Origin of the sequence: Rhodococcus sp. ACPA4 (assembly GCF_002300185.1) — a bacterium.
GTDB classification, from domain to species: domain Bacteria; phylum Actinomycetota; class Actinomycetes; order Mycobacteriales; family Mycobacteriaceae; genus Rhodococcus_F; species Rhodococcus_F globerula.
The window spans coordinates 1,202,863-1,218,209 of sequence record NZ_NSDY01000002.1 but is presented as its reverse complement, the minus strand read 5'-3'; the positions used below and the strand labels follow the sequence as shown (position 1 = coordinate 1,218,209).

Here is a 15,347-nt window from a genome sequence, read left to right as displayed (position 1 = left end):
TCTCATTCTGCATGTCGGCGTTCGAGTTCAGTGCCCGTGGTGAGCGTGTGCGTGCTCTGACACGGGCGCGGTCGCATTGTCGGCAGTCAGAGTGAATTCGGCCGTACGCACCACTCCGTCGTGTTTGAAGTCCAAGAACAATCGGTAATCCTCAGCGCTCGGCATGGTGGCGTAGAAGGTGATTGCCGGTCCGGCTGGGGTAACACCGTCACCGGGATGGCCGTCCGGGTGGACGTGGAGATACGCGAGGTCGGAGGCGCGCAGCGCAACCAGATGCCCATAGGCGGCGAGGTAGGGCTGCAAGTCTGTGACCGGGTGACCGCCTCGGCTGACCGAGAGCGTGAGCTTCGATGTCTGGCCGGCGTGGGCTGCGCCGTCGAGGGAGACGATGTAGCCGTCGACCGTCGTCGTGGCGGCTGCGGCCGGCAACGGCCGCGGGTCATAGGCGCCGGAAACGTGTACATCCGCGCTCAGCGTGATTCCGTCGCCACCGTCAGGGGTGAAGTCAGCGAAGACCCGATACTCCCCCGCATGGGCGAAATCTACTGAAACATGCCAGGTTCCGGACGCGTCCAGTTCGGGATGCACGTGCTGGAATCCGGTCAGGTCGCGGCCGACCACGATCAGATGTAGCTGCTTGTCGTGAGTATCCGTGTACCGGATCAACGGAGATCCGGTCGCATCCACGATCCGGAACTGCAGGGGTACGCGACTGCCGACGGCCGCCTCCGACGTTGCCAATTCCAATGTGTAGCCGTTTTCGCTGAACATCTTGCCCTCCAAAGGTTGGGTCGACGGCACTTCCGTTGCCGTCTGCGTTGGGTTCTTCACTTCTTGAAGTCGAACCCGTTGCAATTTCTACCATACCCCCCTAGGGTATGCAACGAACAAAACAAATCACTCCGAATTCACTCGAAGGAGATCCGATGCGCACCTACGCCGAGCGCCGGCCGATCGAGTTCGAAAAGCACACTATTTCCGGGCATTTCATCGATCCGCAGCCCCGATGTCGCGACGCCTCGACTATGACACTCCCAGACCTCGCAAACATGATGCATACCCCGTACCCGTAAGGAACTCAGAATGTCCACACAACCTAGATCCAACCGTAAGTGGTGGGCGTTGGCGTTGATCGCCGCCGCTCAGTTCATGGTCATCATGGACACCTCGATCATCGGTGTCGCTCTCCCCCAGATGCAGAGCGATCTCGGCTTCTCCCAGGAAGGCCTGACCTGGGTCTTCAATGCCTACGTCATCGCCTTCGGCGGGCTGCTCCTCCTCGGCGGGCGCCTGTCGGATCTGTTCGGCGCGCGCCGAGTGTTCACCGCCGGTTGGCTGATCCTGCTGATCGGTTCCGTCGTCGCCGGTGCCGCCGGCAACGTCGCCGTCGAACTTGCCGGTCGCGCAGTTCAGGGCGCAGGAGCAGCACTCATCGCGCCGTCCGCCCTGACCCTGCTGATGATGCTGTTCGGCAGCACGCAAAAGGAGATGACCAAGGCGCTGTCCATCTACGGTGCCGCGGCGCCGGCCGGCGGTACTGCCGGAGTGTTCCTCGGCGGCGCCATAACCGAATACGCCAGCTGGCCTTGGGTTTTCTATCTGAACATCCCCATCGCAGTCATCGCATTGATCGCTACGCCCATCCTGATGCCGAATGCACCGGCACGCACCGGATCGATCGACTTCCTCGGCGCACTGGCGGTCACCGCAGGCCTCGCCGTCGGAGTCTTCGGCATCGTCAGAGCACCTGACGTCGGTTGGGGATCCGGGCAGACGTGGCTTGCGCTCGCCGTCTCGGCCGCATTGTTGGGCGCATTCGTGTTGATCCAGTCCAAGCGTCGGGAACCACTGGTGCGGCTGGGAATCTTCAAGGCGCCCAACCTCGGTGCCGCGAACGTCGCTCAGCTCGTCCTCGGCGCGGCCTGGATACCGATGTGGTTCTTCCTGAACCTGTACCTGCAGCAAGTGCTCGGATACAGCGCCTTCCCCGCCGGCGCGGCTCTGCTGCCGATGACGATCTTCGTCATGCTCGGCATGATCGTCGTCGCGCCACGGGCCATGGCGCGGTTCGGTGCAAAAGCAATGATCGTCGCCGGTTTGCTGGTGCTGGGAATCGGATTGGGGTGGATGTCGTTGATCCGGCCCACCGGTAACTTCTGGGTCGACGTGCTGCCGGCATCGTTGGTGGCCGCGGCCGGTATGACGCTGGCGTTCATTCCTTCACTGGGTACGGCGATTTCGGCCGCGCGCCCGGAAGAAGGCGGATTGGCTTCGGGCATCGTCAATGTCAGTTACCAGGTCGGCTCGGCTGTCGGTCTCGCGGTGATGACTGCGATTGCAGCGGTGTTCGGCGCTGATCAACTCGGCAATCCGACCGAGCTGACGAACGGGTTCTCCGCAGTGTTCTTCGGTGCCGCCGTCATCGCAGTGGTGGGCGCAGCAATCACCGCGGTCGTGATGCGGTCGACCAAGGTCGAAGAGCCTGAAACCGTTCACTCCACCGTCAATTCTTGACCAACTCCGGTGGTGGGTTCGGCCGGCGATCACCGGCCGAACCCACCACCGGCGGAACGACTTAGGACTCATTATGTCGCGCCTTGCATCTCTCACACCGGCCACCGCTGTCGGTGCATCGAAAGACCTTCTCGCCGAACTCGTCAACCGTCACGGACAGGTCGGTGACATGGTCGCCGCGATGGCTCATTCGCCCGCCGTACTGGGTGGCTATCTGCAACTCAGCCGGGCAATGAAGCGAGCGAAACTCAGCCAATGATCGACCTCGGACTTCGCGTCTATCGGGAGCCTGCCTCGATTTCCGACGAACACATCGCGGGCCTTCGAGCGTACGGCTACGGTGATCGCGAGATCGCCGATGTAGTCGGGATCGTCGCCCTCAACGTCCTGACCGGAGCTTTCAATCTTGTCGCGGGAGTGAAACCAGATGAACCGGACCGCTAGAACCGCACCGGAACGGAACAGCCTGCGTCTGTTCGCGATTCGCGACTACCGCCTACTCTTCAGCGCCCAGATCATCGCACTGTTCGGCACTGGGTTGGCGACGGTGGCACTCGGCCTGCTCGCGTATGACTTGGCGGGACCGTCCGCAGGGGCGGTGCTCGCCACCGCGTTGACGATCAAGATGTCCATGTACGTCCTGATCGCCCCACTCGCGGCGGCGTACGTCGACCGATTGCCGAGACGGGCTTTCCTCGTCGCACTCGATGTCATTCGCGCATCGGTGGTGCTCGCGTTGCCCTTCGTCAGCGAGATCTGGCACATCTACGTGCTGGTGGGTGTTCTCCAAGCTGCGTCGGCAGCGTTCACACCCACATTCCAGGCGGTCATCCCGGACATCGTGACCGACGAGGCCGATTTCACCCGCGCACTGTCGGCATCGCAGGTCGCCTACACGATGGAAAGCCTGCTCAGCCCGGTTCTCGCAGCGGTAGCGCTGTCCTTCATGACGTTCAACCTGCTCTTTGTCGCCACCTCCGTGGGCTTTGCCGTCTCCGCGCTGCTCGTGCTGGCCACCCGAATCCCCAACGCCCGTCCCAGCACTCACCGAAACGCGTGGGACCGGATCGCGTCGGGAGTGCGGATCTTCGTGACCACGCCGCGACTGCGCGGCATCATGGCACTCAATCTCGTGGTGGCAGCAGCGGGCTCGATCGTCGTGGTCAACACCGTCAACTACGTCCGCGACCAACTCGGCGGAACCCAATCCGACGTGGCCTGGATGCTGGCCGCATCGGGTAGCGGTACGTTGCTGACCGCGCTGGCTCTTCCCCGCGTCCTCGACCGAACCGCCGAACGCACCGTGATGACAGCAGGTTCCGTCGTCCTGGTCTTCAGCGCAAGTGCGGCAGCGTCCCTCGCCGTTGCCGGTGTGTTCACGTGGATTCTCACCGCCGCGGTGTGGGCGCTCATCGGCGCCGGGATGGCCATGATCGTCACCCCGACCGGAAAGGTACTTCGACGGTCGGTAGACCCCGCAGGTATTCCGGAAGTGTTCGCAGCCCAATTCTCCCTGTCGCACCTCGCCTGGCTGTTCACCTATCCGATTGCCGGATGGGTTGGCACCAGCGCGGGATTCGCGCTCACCTGGAGCATCCTCGCAGCCCTTGCCGCGGTGGGAGCCGCCTCGGGATGGGTGCTGTGGCCTCGCGAGGCGAGCACCGAAATGCCCGCCCCGTCGACCGCCGGTGCAACGCACGACGCTACACAAGGAGAATGCACCTTGGCCGCAACCCAGTGCGCCTGCGCTCGCCCCATCTGAGCCGGGACGACTTTCTCAATCCTTCAGTGATGTTTCCCGACTCGCTTCGGCGCTGACAGCCATCGCCGTGTCATGGGCGTCGCCGCGCTGCGGCCGTTCGAAGCACACCGACGCCACGAATCCGACGAGGAGTACCGCGGCCGGGAGCCACACGGACTGCGACATCGCGGTGCTGAACGGTTCGCGGACTACCTCGGGCAGATGTCCGACGCCGGCTTCGGAGCTGCCGCCGGTGAGGCCCTGTGCAGCCAACCGCGCGGTGATCAACGCGCCGATCGCGGCGCTACCGAGAACCGCACCCACCTGGCGTGTGGTGTTGTAGACACCGGCTCCGGCACCCGCTTGCAGGGGCGGAAGATTGTGCGTGGCTGTGGCGGCCAGCGGCGACCAGATGCACGCATTCGCGAATCCGATGAGGCCGATCGGCAGCAACAGCTCCCAAATCGCGACATCGGGGGTCATCACCATCGCCAGCCAACCCAGTGCGATGGCAAACAACGCGAAGCCGGTTCCGGCAATGTAGCGAGGGTGCGTCTTGTCGACGAGTTTGCCGACGATCGGCGCAAAAATACCCGTCAGCACGGCCATCGGAACGAGCAGCAATGCCGATTGTGTCGGCGAGAGTCCGCGTACCGCCTGGGTGTAGAACATCAGCGGCAGCACCATCGACGTGATGGCAAAGCCCATTGCCGTGATGGCGACGTTGGCGAGTGAGAAGTTGCGATCCTTGAAGAGTCCGAGCGGCAGCAGTGGTTCGTTCTTGTTGCGTGACTGGTAGAAGACGAACACGACGAGCAGCAGCACGCCCGCGCCGATCAGGCTCCACACAAATCCGTTCCAGTCGTACGAGCTTCCCTCCTGGATTCCGAACACCAGCAGGAACATGCCCGCGGCACTGAGAATCACCCCGGGGATGTCGAATTTGTGTTCGCTCGTGGGCAGCGACGGAACCAGCTTCCACGCCAGCAGGAAGGCAATCACACCAACCGGGACGTTGACGATGAAGATCCATTCCCAGCCGAGATTGTCGACCAGAACGCCACCGGCGAGCGGTCCGACCAGGGTGGCAACACCGGCAACGGCGCCCCACAGACCCATGGCCGCGCCGCGCTTGTTCGGCGCAAAGGTACGGGTGATGACGGCCATCGTCTGCGGCGTCATCATCGCGGCACCAAAGCCCTGGAAAGCCCTTGCAACGATGAGAAGTTCGACGCTGCCGGACAAACCGCACCACAATGAAGCGGCGGTGAACAGGACGAGTCCGATCATGTACAGGTTCTTGGGCCCGAACCGATCACCCAATCGACCCGTAACCAGCAGCGGCACAGCGTAAGCCAGAAGGTAGGCGCTCGTTACCCAGACCACCTTGTTGATGTCGGTTCCGAGGTCCTCCATGATCGCCGGATTGGCCACCGCAACGATCGTGCTGTCCACGAGAATCATGAAGAACCCGATACACAGCGCCCACAGCGCGTGCCAGGGATTGACCTGCTTTTCCATCTTCAGTCCTTAGATAGTGCGGACGAGCCTGCTGAGCCGGCCAGCCGGTCGAGAAGTTCTTGTGAGAGCCAGGGCATTTCGCCGCTCTCGATGTCTGTCACCAACACGCCGATCCACTCTCGTTCGGCGACGGTCAGTGCGTGGGCGTAATCGGCGCCCACCGTGAAGATTCGTGGCTTTTCCGCGGCCTTCAACGCTTCGTAGTCGGCCTCGAATTTCGCAATCGTCTCGTCGAGATGCGCGAGACGTATCCGGAGCATCCGACACGCAGTTGCGGCGGACAGGTTATGCATTTCTGCGAGCGCAAGAGGCAGGCGCGGATACTCCCGGACCGGAACCGCCAACATCTCACGCAATTGGTGCTCGAGGGCGCTCCGGCCTCGATCGGTGATCTCGTACGTCGTCCGCTCCGGCCGATTGCCTTCACGATCCGTCCCGATCGAAGTGAGCAGTTCCTGCTTTTCCAGCCTCGACACCGTGTGATAGAGCGAGCCCGGCTTGATCTTCACAAGCTGATCCCCCCGGCGGACCGAGGCGAGTTGATACATCTCGTACGGGTGCATCGAACGCTCGGACAGCAGGCCCAGAACGGTGATTCCCAAGGGCGTCAATGACACATCACCCATGAGATCCCCCTCTCCGGACAAGAACATTGACTATTTCTTGACTATTCCACCTGAAATAGTCCACATGGAATATACGACGCCGGGCCATCTCGATCAACCCACCCGAACCGGACTAGCGTGTAGCGAGTGGACGACCATCATCTCGACATCATCCGACTCGCGTGGGCCCGAGAACTGGGCTTGGGCGACTCCGCATTGCGTCCGGCGCATACCGCTCGCGTCGACGACGATCACAACGATCTGATCCACGTACTGCAACTCGCCGAGGCAGCAGCCGTCGTCGGACCGCAATGGTTTACGCAGCGCACCGCGAACGAGGCCGCCGCATCACTGCTGGAACCAACGCGACTTCTCGAACTCACCAAGGATCACGGCGGCCGACTCACATCGCACACCGAGCTCGCATTCCTTCCCGACTACACGGATCACACACCCGCAGAACAACTTCTGATCAGCCGCGAGCGATCCGACGCAATGAGCGTGGCCCGATCCTGCCCACCCGACGACGCCACAGTTGCCGACCTGAGCGCCAAGGACCACTGGTTCACAGCACTCGGGGATGATCACCAACCCCTCGCCTGCGCGGCCTACCGCGAATTCCAAGGATTCGTCGCGGATCTCACCGTGCTCACCGATCCCGCGCACCGGCGGCGCGGTTTGGCTTGCGGAACAGTCTTTCTCGCTGCCGAAGACGCTCTCGACGCCGGATTGATACCGCAACTCCGCATCCCGAGCGGACATCTCGGCGGCGCTGCAATCGCACGCGCACTCGATTTCACCGTCCTGGGAATACACACCACGGCGCAGGTCCAACGACGTATTGTGTAGAGACACGCGATCGAGAGGAATCTCCATGAACGCGGATAATTCTGCAACATTTGTCGAAGAAGGCCGCGAATTCACTCGCGACACCAACTACATCGCCGCACGTATCACCGAGGACGGCCGCGACGGATATCCCGTCGAACCGAATCGCTATCGATTAATTGTCGCGCGCGCCTGCCCATGGGCGAACCGCGCCATCATTGTCCGCCGGCTCCTCGGTCTGGAAGACGTTCTGTCGATGGGAATCTGCGGACCGGTCCACGACAAACGCAGTTGGACTTTTGATCTCGACCCCGGCGGCGTCGATCCGGTTCTGAAAATCCCCCGACTCCAGGACGCATATTTTGCCCGCGACCCCAATTACTCGCGCGGCATCACGGTGCCGGCGATGGTGGAGATCGCGACCGGCAAGGTCGTCACAAACAACTTCCCGCAGATCACACTGGATCTGTCCACCGAGTGGAAGAAGTACCACCGAGAAGGGGCACCGGATCTGTATCCGGAGGCTCTCCGCACCGAAATCGACGATGTTGCAGAACAAGTGTTCCGCGACGTCAACAACGGTGTCTATCGCTGCGGCTTTGCCGGATCCCAGGAAGCCTACGACAAGGCATACGACCAACTGTTCGCGCGACTGGACTGGCTGACGGAACGCCTTGCACGGCAACGTTTCCTGGTCGGCGACACCATTACCGAAGCGGACGTCCGACTGTTCACGACGCTAGCCCGATTCGATCCCGTCTACCACGGCCACTTCAAGTGCAACAGAAGCAAACTCACCGAGATGCCGGTGCTGTGGGACTATGCCCGTGACCTCTTCCAGACCCCCGGGTTCGGCGACACCATCGACTTCACCCAGATCAAGCAGCACTATTACATCGTTCATTCCGACGTCAATCCCAGCCAGATCGTTCCCAAGGGACCCGAACTGACGCACTGGCTCGAACCACATGGCCGCGAACAGCTCGGCGGCCGGCCGTTCGGAGACGGCACACCGCCACATCCCCCGATCCCGAGCGAGGTAGTGCCGCAAGAACATTGGGCGACACGGTAACCCGAGATCGGGTAAAGAACTACTCCCCGCCGTACGTTCCGAAACTCCAGAACACGCCCTCAGGATCACGACAGGTGAAACCCCGCGAACCGTAATCTTCGTCGCGAAGACCCTGCGTGATCACGGCACCGGCGGCAACAGCCTGATCATGGAGGCCGTCGGCATCGTCGACAACGATGTACACAGAACCTACTCCCGGCGGTAGACCGGCAATCGACGAATCGGCACGGGGCGAACCCAGCATGATCCCACCGCCACCGGGCCAGTCGAGCTGAGCATGCGCAACGACGTCACCGTCGGCGTACAGCGCTTTCTCCACAAAGCCGAAGGCCTTCACCAGAAAATCGACAGCCGCTCGGGCATCGGCATACACCAGCGTCGGCCACACTACGGTTCCCACAGCATCGGTTCCCACAGCATCGGTTCCCACAGCAGTCCCCTTCCCTCTCGTACTACACAGCACAAGCCTATGGCGCAGGCCACCTGCTCCGCTGTAAAACTTCACCTATCCTCGACAGCGAAGTTCACCGATTGCAGAGTGGACACCTGTGGAGGGGCAGAGCGATGGCCAAGTCGATCGACAACGCAAGCAGCAACGACGCCGGGCGGGTCGAGAAAATCCTCATCTCGGTACTCGACAACGGCAGCCGCCTCCAGGCGCCGGCCGTCGCCAAGTACGTGGAGCACGTCAGGCACTCGCATCCGGACGAGTCTCCGGCCCAGATCATCGATCGACTCGAGAAGATGTTTCTCCTGGCCGTCACAGGAAGCGGCAGCGCGGTCGGCGCCACAGCCGCAATCCCCGGCGTCGGAACTGTGGCATCGATCGCCGCGGTTGGCGCGGAGTCGGCATTCTTCCTCGAAGCATCGGCACTTCTCACGCTGGCAGTCGCGTCGGTCCACGGAATCTCCATCGAGAACCACCAACAACGACGCGCCCTCGTCCTCGCTGTCGCCCTCGGCGAATCCGGCATGGAAATCGTCCAGAAGGTCACCGGGGTAACCGCCAAGAACTGGGGCACCGCGATCACCAGCAAAATCCCGAGTTCCACGATGCGCGGAATGAACAGCACGCTGGTCCGCAAGTTCGTGATGAAGTACGCCGCAAAGCGCAGCGCACTCATACTCGGCAAGCTGGTGCCCGCCGGGATCGGAGCGGTCATCGGTGGCGCCGGTAACCGCGTCATCGGTAAGGGCGTCGTCAAGAATGCCCGCGACGCCTTTGGCCCAGCCCCGGTGCGCTGGACCGATCACCTCGTCATACTCCCCGAGGACGACTTCGCGCCCGATCCCGCCACCACCACTCGGGTACTCCGCGGATAACAGCCGAGAACGTAGGCTCGACACAACACAACGTCCGTCGACGCGGGAGCATCTTTGACCAGTAGTGCACCGGGGCGGGTCTCCGCGCCCATCGAAGTTCGCGGTTTGACCAAGACGTTCAAAGCGGCACGGGCGGTCAACGACCTGAGCTTCGACGTCCACGCCGGCTCGATCACCGGCTTGCTCGGCCCCTCAGGCGCCGGAAAAACCACGACTCTGCGCATGCTGCTCGGTTTAGTGACGCCCAGCGATGGATCCGCGACGATCAACGGTCTCCCCATCTCGAAATTGGCATCGCCCGCCCGGACTGTGGGTGCCGTCCTCGACACACGTGGCCTCCATCCAGCGCGGACGGCGCGCGCTCACCTCGACATCTACGCTGCCGCGATCGGCCTGCCCGCCCAGCGAGCGACACAGGTTCTCGCGGCAGTCGGACTCAGTTCGGCGTCCGACCGGAGAACCGGACTTTTCTCATTGGGAATGCAGCAACGGCTCGCACTTGCCACCGCGCTGCTCGGGGACCCGGAAATCCTGGTGCTCGACCAACCCACCCACGGACTCGACCCCGAAGGCACGGCCTGGTTACAGCAGTTCTTGACGACGTTTGCCGAGTCCGGGCGAACCGTGCTGATCACGGGCCAGGCGCTACGCGAGGTGGAACCCGTCGTGGACAACCTGGTGCTTCTGAGCGCCGGTTCTCTGGTCTACGACGGCAGTGTCGAGGCCCTCCGCGCATCACATCGGAGTCGACTGATGGTCTCGTGCTCCAACCCCGCGCTGTTCGCGACGGCGCTGGCCGCCCGCGGGATCACGGCGGCCACGATCGCACCGGACGGCCGACTCGCCGTCAGCGGCACCGACAGCGACGTACTTGCTCCGGTTGCGGCAGCCTCCGGCGTCACGATCTTCAGTGTCGTCGCTGATCACGCAGATCTCGAGCAACTGTTCGTGGCCATGACCACACCGCACTATGCCACCGGCCATCCCGGACACGGTTCGCCATCCAGCCATTACGGCCCGCCATCCGGTCACTACAGTCCACCGTCGGGCTATTACGGTCCCACCGCCTACGGACCGTCGGGAGGCCACCGGTGACGACGCTCGCACAAGCAGAAATCAAGAAGGTCCTCTCGCTGCGCTATTGGTGGGCACTCGCTGTGGCACCAGTCGTTGTTGCGCTCGCGGCCGCGTCGTTCACTCGTCCGATTGTCGAGGCCATTGCCGAGCGAGCCGACACCGCGTTCGACGTGAATCTCGTGTCCACTGCCATCGCGGTTGGCGGACCCACCACCATCGCCCTCGTCTTTGCGGCGTTGTTCGGTGCAACCGCCGCGGGCAACGAATTCACCTACGCCACATTCACCACGACGTTCGTCACCGCCCGCGGACGCGACGCGGTGTTGGCCGCCAAATTGGGTGTTGTTGCCGCATTCGCGGTCGGATACGCACTGGTAGTGCAGGTCGTTGCCGTCGGCGCGATGATCCTGTTCACTCGCGACTTCAGCTTCACCGCGGATCTGTTTGCGATCTGCGGCGTCGGAATAGTCGCCTGCGCGCTGTGGGCACTGATCGGTGCAGGCGTCACACTGCTCGCCGGCTCACAAGTGGTCGGCATGCTGTCCGTGGTCGGCTGGTTCGTCTTCGGTGAATGGATTCTGCGAGCCTTGGCCTTTGCCGTCGGTGCCGACGGTATCGGCAAGGCACTGCCGGTGTCGGCCACCCTCGGAGTGCTGGTCAATGCCGCGCCTTCGATCGACATCGACGTGTTGAGTTCCTGGCCGGGTGCAGCGATGATCCTCGCCGCATGGGTCGTCGCACTCGTCGGGGGCGGCTGGCTGCGCACCAGGATGCGCGACATCACCTGAGTGATCAAGCGTGTCTGCCCCCGGGTCTACCGTGGATCGAGATGAACACGATCGCTGACAACCCGGGGTGGATACGCCGACTGGTCCATGCCTGCTGGCTGCACCGCCGGCTGGCAATCGGCGCGCTCACCGTGACGGTGGTCGCCGCAACCATCGACATTTCCTTCCCACTGCTCACCCGCTATGCCCTCGATGCGGCCGGTGAGCAGAACGCCGGCACCGTCATCACACTCACCGCACTTGCCATCGCCGGCTTGGCGATCGTGCGCTTCGCCTGCCAGTACGGCCGACGAATGCTGGCCGGTCGTCTCTCACTCGACGTCCAGCACGACTTGCGACTCGCGTTGCTCGGTTCCTTGCAGCGACTCGACGGCCGCGGGCAGGACGACATCCGCACCGGGCAGGTCGTCTCGCGCTCGATCTCCGATCTGCAACTCGTGCAGGGTCTGCTCGCGATGGTCCCGATGTCCGCCGGCGCCCTGCTGCAATTTGTGCTGGCCATCGGCATCATGACGTGGCTCTCGCCCCTGCTCACCCTCATCGCGCTGGCGATCATCCCCGCTGTCGGGCTTGTGGTCTTCCTGATGCGACCGACCCTGTACGCCGCCACCTGGTCGGCGCAGCAGCGCGCCGCCGACCTCGCCCAGCACGTCGAGGAAACCGTCACCGGGGTTCGGGTGGTGAAGGGATTCGGGCAAGAAGAACGAGCAATCGATCAACTCGAGAAACACGGCCGAACGCTCTACGGCGAACGGATGCGCGTGGCCCGGATCAACTCCCGTTTCACGCCGACGATGGCCGCACTACCCCAACTGGGACAGGTGGCAGTGATCGCTGTCGGTGGTTATCTTGCACTCCACGGCCAGATCACCATCGGTACTTTCCTCGCGTTCGCGACCTACATCGTGACGATGACCGCGGTCACGCGCACGCTGTCCTCCGTCGTGGTGATGGCACAACTCGCCCGCGCCGCCGTCGAACGCGTCTACGACGTAATCGGCGCGGGGCCCGACATCGCCGAACCCGACCATCCGCTCGATCTCCCCGACGGACCGCTCGGGGTCACGTTCGACGACGTCACTTTCGGCTTCGATTCCGACCGCCGTGTCTTGTCCGGTCTCGACCTGCAGATCAAACCAGGCGAGACCGTCGCCGTCGTCGGACCAGCCGGTTCGGGAAAAACAGCACTGTCGCTGCTGCTCCCCCGCTTCTACGCGCCCGAGTCCGGGACCATCAGTCTCGACAGCGCCGACGCGTCGCTGCCGATCAGCGAACTTCGCAGCGAGCAACTCCGCGCTGCAATCGGCCTGGCCTTCGACGAGCCGTTCCTGTTCTCCGACACCGTCGCCGCCAACATCGCCCTAGGCCGCGCGGACGCGTCCGCCGACGACATCCGCGCAGCGGCCGCAATGGCCCACGCCGACGAGTTCATCGAGGCGCTTCCGGACGGTTACGACACCGTTGTCGGTGAACGCGGTCTGACGCTCTCAGGCGGGCAACGTCAGCGCATCGCGCTCGCGCGCGCCCTACTCGTAAACCCTCGAATCCTCATCCTCGACGACGCCACCTCGGCCGTCGATGCTGCCACCGAAGCGGCGATCTTCGACGCGTTCCGGGCCAGGCGGAGGCAGACAACTCTCATCCTTGCGCACCGCCGATCGACCCTGACCCTGGCTGATCGAATTGCCGTCCTCGACCAGGGGCGGATCATCGACTCCGGCACGGTCGACGAGTTGGAAGCGCGGTGCCCACTGTTTCGGGCCCTTTTCGCCACCTCGAGCGATGAGCCGGCAGCCATCGACCCTGCACTTACCGACATCGAACCATTCGATCCAGACCACTCCGAACCCACTGCCGAGCAACTGTGGCCTGCGGTATCGCCTGCCGATTCGGCAGGTGCGGCCGGTGCTCTGGCCATCACGCCGTCGTTGGAGGCTGCGCTCGACGCGTTGCCACCGCTGCGCGAGGCTCCGACCACCGACACCGCACAACTTCGCGAGTCCGATCCGCAGTTCTCACTTCTACGGATACTCCGTCCAGTTCGCTGGATTCTGGCGGCAGTCGTCGTGTGCCTGACTCTTGATTCCGCTGCGACGATTGCCTTCCCGTCACTGGTTCGGTACGCCATTGACCACGGGGTTGTCGACAAGAACTCAGGGACTCTCACCGTCGCGGCGATACTGGGCGCGCTGCTGGTGGTGGCGGGCTGGGCGATAGTCGCTGTGATGACGGTCCTCACCGCCCGAGCGGGCGAGCGGGTCCTGTTCGGGCTACGTATCCGCAGCTACGCACACCTGCAGAGGCTTGGTCTCGACTACTACGAGCGCGAACTGTCCGGGCGGATCATGACCCGGATGACCACGGACGTCGACGCACTGTCGTCGTTCATCCAGACCGGAATGTCGACCGCAATCGTGAGTGTCCTGACGATAGGGGGCATTGCGATCGCCCTCCTCGTCACCGATGTGACCCTGGCGTTGGTGGCGCTCGCCGTCATTCCGCCGCTCATCATCTCGACCTTGATCTTCCGAAAGTTCTCCGCAGTGGCGTACAGCCAGTCCCGCGAGCGGATCTCCATGGTCAACGCGGATTTCCAGGAGAACATCACCGGGTTGCGGGCAGCGCAGGCCTACCGCCGGGAAGAGGGCGCCGCACGCCGATTTGCAGAGCGCGCCGAAAGCTACCGCCGGTCACGGATGCGTTCACAGCGGGCAATTTCGCTGTACTTCCCGTTCATCGCGTTTCTTTCCGATCTCGCACTTGCGGGTGTGGTCTTCGTCGGAGCCCGTCAGGTGTCCGACGGCTCGACGTCCGCGGGTGTTCTGATCGCCTTTGTTCTGTACCTCGGCTTGTTGTTCGGACCGATTCAGCAACTCTCACAGGTGTTCGACGGTTACCAACAGGCAAACGTGGGACTCAAGCGGATCGGGGATCTTCTCCGGACGCCCAGTTCCATCGAAACAGCCGACTCCGCGGACCTGATCTCCCTCGACGGACACCTGGACGGCGACGTTCATCTGCGGGATGTCGGCTTTCGATATTCCGGCGCCGAGGTCGACGCCCTCACCGATATCGACCTACACATCCCGGCCGGAACAACCGTGGCGCTGGTCGGACGGACGGGCGCCGGGAAGTCGACGGTGGTCAAACTACTGGCCAGATTCTACGATCCGACCAGCGGATCAGTGCAGGTCGACGACACCGACATCCGTGATTTTCACCTATCGCAGTACCGCCACAGGTTGGGCGTCGTACCGCAGGAAGCGCATCTGTTCACCGGCAGCGTCGCGGAGAACATCGCCTTCGGTAGACCTGACGCGTCGAATGTCGATATCGAGCAGGCCGCACGCGCCGTCGGTGCACTGCGCGCGATCGCCGACATGCGCGGCGGCATGAATCATCCGGTCGGGGAACGCGGACAGGGACTGTCGGCCGGACAGCGACAGCTCATCGCACTCGCGCGCGCCGAGTTGGTCGACCCGGACCTCCTGCTGCTCGACGAAGCGACCGCGACGCTTGATCCCGCGACCGAGAAAATGGTCCTCGAAGCAAGTCGGTCGGTCACCCGGAAAAGGACCTCGATCGTTGTTGCACACCGCCTCGCGACGGCCGCACGTGCCGACCTGATTGTCGTAGTTGACCGGGGACGTATCGTTGAATACGGCCCGCACGCGCTCCTGCGGTATGCCAATGGTCACTACTCGAGACTCTGGGATGCATCTCGGGCGCGCGAAGGGAATAATCTGTCAGCGAGAACTGTCGTCGAAGGTAACCCCGTCGCACGGCAGTAGTGACAGATTTGTACCGCCGAGTGGCGTCGCGAAGTCGAAAGATTACGCGCCGCCGTGAGACAGATCACAAATTGTGTGCCGCACAAT

Annotated in this window: 14 protein-coding genes; 10 read left to right on the top strand and 4 right to left on the bottom strand. The window is 63.1% G+C overall.

Annotated elements, in window-relative coordinates; translation table 11 throughout:
- Positions 1–27: 27 nt before the first annotated feature.
- Complete coding sequence (locus CJ178_RS29040; RefSeq protein ID WP_095888551.1) at positions 28–831, bottom strand: hypothetical protein; 804 nt, start codon at positions 829–831, stop codon at positions 28–30.
- A gap of 252 nt (positions 832–1,083) precedes the next feature.
- Between CJ178_RS29040 and CJ178_RS29030 the strand changes: the two genes are divergently transcribed.
- The 4 genes from CJ178_RS29030 (at position 1,084) to CJ178_RS29020 (ending at position 4,276) form a co-directional block, all read left to right on the top strand.
- Positions 1,084–2,514, top strand: coding sequence for an MFS transporter (locus CJ178_RS29030; protein ID WP_095888549.1), 1,431 nt, complete (start codon positions 1,084–1,086; stop codon positions 2,512–2,514).
- 73 nt (positions 2,515–2,587) lie between these two features.
- On the top strand, positions 2,588–2,773 hold the full coding sequence (locus tag CJ178_RS33420; RefSeq protein WP_230590383.1) for a hypothetical protein: 186 nt from the start codon (positions 2,588–2,590) through the stop codon (positions 2,771–2,773).
- On the top strand, positions 2,770–2,958 hold the full coding sequence (locus CJ178_RS33415; RefSeq protein WP_257013506.1) for a hypothetical protein: 189 nt from the start codon (positions 2,770–2,772) through the stop codon (positions 2,956–2,958). The genes CJ178_RS33420 and CJ178_RS33415 overlap by 4 nt, the downstream gene beginning before the upstream one ends.
- Complete coding sequence (locus CJ178_RS29020; protein ID WP_179300861.1) at positions 2,942–4,276, top strand: MFS transporter; 1,335 nt, start codon at positions 2,942–2,944, stop codon at positions 4,274–4,276. Before CJ178_RS33415 ends, CJ178_RS29020 begins: the two co-directional genes overlap by 17 nt.
- A 15-nt stretch (positions 4,277–4,291) precedes the next feature.
- Here the strand turns inward: CJ178_RS29020 and CJ178_RS29015 are convergent, their stop codons facing one another.
- A complete protein-coding gene (locus CJ178_RS29015; RefSeq protein WP_033236711.1) occupies positions 4,292–5,776 on the bottom strand; it encodes a DHA2 family efflux MFS transporter permease subunit in 1,485 nt (494 codons plus the stop codon).
- A 2-nt stretch (positions 5,777–5,778) separates the two neighbouring features.
- Positions 5,779–6,402, bottom strand: coding sequence for a PadR family transcriptional regulator (locus CJ178_RS29010; RefSeq protein WP_033236710.1), 624 nt, complete (start codon positions 6,400–6,402; stop codon positions 5,779–5,781).
- A gap of 126 nt (positions 6,403–6,528) precedes the next feature.
- Here CJ178_RS29010 and CJ178_RS29005 point away from each other — a divergent pair, with 126 nt between their 5' ends.
- Together CJ178_RS29005 and CJ178_RS29000 are read left to right on the top strand one after the other, a co-directional pair.
- Complete coding sequence (locus CJ178_RS29005) at positions 6,529–7,230, top strand: GNAT family N-acetyltransferase (RefSeq protein ID WP_095888548.1); 702 nt, start codon at positions 6,529–6,531, stop codon at positions 7,228–7,230.
- Between the two features lie 25 nt (positions 7,231–7,255).
- Complete coding sequence (locus CJ178_RS29000; protein ID WP_033236708.1) at positions 7,256–8,281, top strand: glutathione S-transferase family protein; 1,026 nt, start codon at positions 7,256–7,258, stop codon at positions 8,279–8,281.
- A 19-nt stretch (positions 8,282–8,300) separates the two neighbouring features.
- Here the strand turns inward: CJ178_RS29000 and CJ178_RS28995 are convergent, their stop codons facing one another.
- The gene (locus CJ178_RS28995; RefSeq protein WP_095888734.1) at positions 8,301–8,669 is read right to left on the bottom strand and encodes a VOC family protein; all 369 of its coding nucleotides are present in this window, start codon (positions 8,667–8,669) and stop codon (positions 8,301–8,303) included.
- A 176-nt stretch (positions 8,670–8,845) separates the two neighbouring features.
- Between CJ178_RS28995 and CJ178_RS28990 the strand changes: the two genes are divergently transcribed.
- The 4 genes from CJ178_RS28990 to CJ178_RS28975 are packed head-to-tail and all read left to right on the top strand — an operon-like array spanning position 8,846 to position 15,260.
- Positions 8,846–9,604, top strand: a complete 759-nt coding sequence (locus CJ178_RS28990) for a hypothetical protein (protein WP_045069533.1) — start codon at positions 8,846–8,848, stop codon at positions 9,602–9,604.
- Positions 9,605–9,658: 54 nt separating this feature from the next.
- Positions 9,659–10,699 carry an ABC transporter ATP-binding protein gene (locus tag CJ178_RS28985; protein ID WP_095888547.1) on the top strand — a complete coding sequence of 347 codons (1,041 nt, stop codon included), beginning with the start codon at positions 9,659–9,661 and terminating at the stop codon, positions 10,697–10,699.
- Positions 10,696–11,469: an ABC transporter permease gene (locus CJ178_RS28980; RefSeq protein ID WP_095888546.1), complete on the top strand. Its 774-nt coding sequence runs from the start codon at positions 10,696–10,698 to the stop codon at positions 11,467–11,469. Before CJ178_RS28985 ends, CJ178_RS28980 begins: the two co-directional genes overlap by 4 nt.
- A 41-nt stretch (positions 11,470–11,510) precedes the next feature.
- On the top strand, positions 11,511–15,260 hold the full coding sequence (locus CJ178_RS28975; RefSeq protein ID WP_095888545.1) for an ABC transporter ATP-binding protein: 3,750 nt from the start codon (positions 11,511–11,513) through the stop codon (positions 15,258–15,260).
- Positions 15,261–15,347: the final 87 nt, after the last annotated feature.

Coding starts and splice junctions, on each gene's coding strand:
- CJ178_RS29020 (WP_179300861.1), top strand. CDS start 2,942: ATGAACCGGACCGCTAGAACCGCACCGGAACGGAACAGCCTGCGTCTG.
- CJ178_RS29030 (WP_095888549.1), top strand. CDS start 1,084: ATGTCCACACAACCTAGATCCAACCGTAAGTGGTGGGCGTTGGCGTTG.
- CJ178_RS28990 (WP_045069533.1), top strand. CDS start 8,846: ATGGCCAAGTCGATCGACAACGCAAGCAGCAACGACGCCGGGCGGGTC.
- CJ178_RS29010 (WP_033236710.1), bottom strand. CDS start 6,402: ATGGGTGATGTGTCATTGACGCCCTTGGGAATCACCGTTCTGGGCCTG.
- CJ178_RS29000 (WP_033236708.1), top strand. CDS start 7,256: ATGAACGCGGATAATTCTGCAACATTTGTCGAAGAAGGCCGCGAATTC.
- CJ178_RS28975 (WP_095888545.1), top strand. CDS start 11,511: ATGAACACGATCGCTGACAACCCGGGGTGGATACGCCGACTGGTCCAT.
- CJ178_RS33420 (WP_230590383.1), top strand. CDS start 2,588: ATGTCGCGCCTTGCATCTCTCACACCGGCCACCGCTGTCGGTGCATCG.
- CJ178_RS33415 (WP_257013506.1), top strand. CDS start 2,770: ATGATCGACCTCGGACTTCGCGTCTATCGGGAGCCTGCCTCGATTTCC.
- CJ178_RS29015 (WP_033236711.1), bottom strand. CDS start 5,776: ATGGAAAAGCAGGTCAATCCCTGGCACGCGCTGTGGGCGCTGTGTATC.